Below are 2,193 nucleotides of genomic sequence, written 5' to 3'. Positions count from 1 at the left end.
GACCGCGACGCCGGTGCGCCCGGCCCGGCCGGTGCGGCCCCCGGCGCCCCGGCGGGAGCCACCCCCCCGGCGTTGGGGTCGGCCGGGGCGCCCGCGGCGAGCGCCTGCTCCGCCTTCTGCTGTTCGGCCTTCTCCCGCTCGCGCTCCTGCCGCTCCTGATGTTGCTGCAGCAGCTGCATGCCCAGCGGTGCCAGCGACATGATGCCCATCGGCACCATCATCGCGAGCATCGGCAGCAGCTGGCCGATACCGCCACCGGCGCCGCCGCCACCCGCCGCGCCGCCGCCACCACCGGTGCCGCCGCCCTGACCGCCGCCGGAGCCGCCGCCACCCTTGTCGCCCGCCCACTTCTGATTGCTCTGGTAGACCGCCTCGACCTTCTTGTACACCGCTTCCACAGCGTTGGCGATCTGCGACATGAGCTTGATTTCCTGCGGGGCCTTCAGTTTTCCCGTGCCCGCGGCCTTCAGCTTGGTCTGCAGTTCGGCGACGATCTGTTTGATGGCGCGCAGGGTCTCGTCCTTCTCCGCCGCCACTTGGATCGCGGTTTGCGTCACCTGGCTGTCGAAGGTCAGCAGGGACGTCTGTTTCGCCTGTACCGCGGCGAGGGCTTCGCGATAGTTCTCGGTGGCCTTGCCGCTGCCGAGGGCCTTGACCACCACGGGCTTCAACAGATCGTCGACCGGCGGTGGCGGCACGGGCACGCCGCGGCCCAGCAGGTCCACGGCCGTCTGTATGGCCGTATCGGCCATCTTGACGAAGGATCGCAGCGCGGGCGACGCACCGGGCGGCGGTTCCAGCGGCACATCCCAGTAGTGCTTCGGTTTCGGGGGAGCGGGAGCGGGTTCGCCGGGGGCGATCCTCCGCGTACCGCCCGATTTCTCCTCGGAGAAGGGGCGGATGTCCTCGCGTCGGCCCGTTTCGGGACGGCCACCGCCTCGATGTTCCCCGCTGCCGGGCAGGGGCGGACCCGGCTGCGGACCCAACGGCCCGCCGTAGGGACCGTGTTGTCCGCCGTCGGGCCGCTGCTCCTGGCCCGGCGGGCGCTCCCCGGGATGTTCCGGCCGATTCTGGTCGCGCGGGTGTACCGGCCCCTCGCCTCCGGACTCCTCCGAATGCTGCTGCGCCGAACGGTTCCCGCCGTTGGGTGCGCTGGAAAAAGGCAGCACCGCAAGGCTCGCGCGAGCATTCTCCGCTGCGTCCTCCGCCATTCTCCGGCACCGCCTCCCTCGAGTTCCTCCTCATTGTCGAGCCTTCCCGGGATTGGGAAGCGAAACCGTTTCGCCCGGCGCAGTTGTTGCCGCATAGTCGTCTTCACTTCTGAATCCGAGGAACTCGGGATAGGCGCGCCGGCGTGCGAATGTCCGGGCCGATCGAGAGGCAGTCGATGAACAGCGATGGCGGGCCCCATGTCACCGCAACTGACTGCTGACCTCGACGGGGTCCTGAACTCGTTGCTCGGGTTGTACGGCAACGGGCAACCGGTCCCCGGTACCGCGGCCACGGTGGCGTCGTCGATCTCGGCCGACATCAGCAAGCATGTCGGTGCGAAGACCGACGCCTATTCCGGCGCCCGCGGCATGCAGGTTGCCGCGGCGGAGGCGCATGCGAGCCGGGATTCCGTTGTGCACCAGGCCGTTTCGGCGGCCGGTGACGGGACCGTGAACGGCCGCGGCCACGTGTCCAATCAGATCGCCGATCTGCAGACCCGGATGCGGGCGATCGCCTCGGTCGGCGATACCCGCTTCAGCGGCCCGGCTCTGCTCGACTCGGCGCAGAGCACGCTCACGAACGTCACCAAACAGGTGAATTCCGATGTCGCGGCGGCACATCAGCAGGCGGCCCGGATCATGCCCGCGAGTACTCCGCAGCCGACCCGGGGCCGGGTCACACCGGTGAGCCGGGGCGCATCGTCTCGGCGCCGTCGCCGGGTCCGTCCGGCATCGGCTCGCTCGCGCAGCGGTCGGCCGCGTCGTCCGGTGCCCTCGGACGGGACCGCCGGTGGTAAGGCGGTCAGCGCGGCCAGCGCCTGGCTCGGCACGCCGTACATCTGGGGTGGCGGCGGGGCCGGTGGCCCGAGCGGCGGCGGCTTCGACTGCTCCGGCCTGACCCAGTACGCGGTCGCCCACGCGCCCGCCGGCCCCGTGGTGGTGCCGCGGACCACCGATGAGCACATCTAAAGCGGCGCACGGG

The 2,193-nt window shown here is 70.9% G+C and carries 1 protein-coding gene and 1 pseudogene; one reads left to right on the top strand and one right to left on the bottom strand.

Annotation, left to right across the window (positions count from 1 at the left end; all coding sequences use genetic code 11):
* A pseudogene (locus QH290_RS08535) lies at positions 1 to 1,211 on the bottom strand (hypothetical protein); the annotation flags it as partial.
* 198 nt (positions 1,212 to 1,409) lie between these two features.
* Between QH290_RS08535 and QH290_RS37885 the strand changes: the two are divergent.
* On the top strand, positions 1,410 to 2,180 hold the full coding sequence (locus tag QH290_RS37885) for an NlpC/P60 family protein (RefSeq protein WP_342213719.1): 771 nt from the start codon (positions 1,410 to 1,412) through the stop codon (positions 2,178 to 2,180).
* Positions 2,181 to 2,193: the final 13 nt, after the last annotated feature.

The sequence above is a fragment of the Nocardia wallacei genome, assembly GCF_029869545.1.
Classification (GTDB): domain Bacteria; phylum Actinomycetota; class Actinomycetes; order Mycobacteriales; family Mycobacteriaceae; genus Nocardia; species Nocardia wallacei_A.
This window is presented reverse-complemented; position numbering and strand designations above follow the sequence as displayed.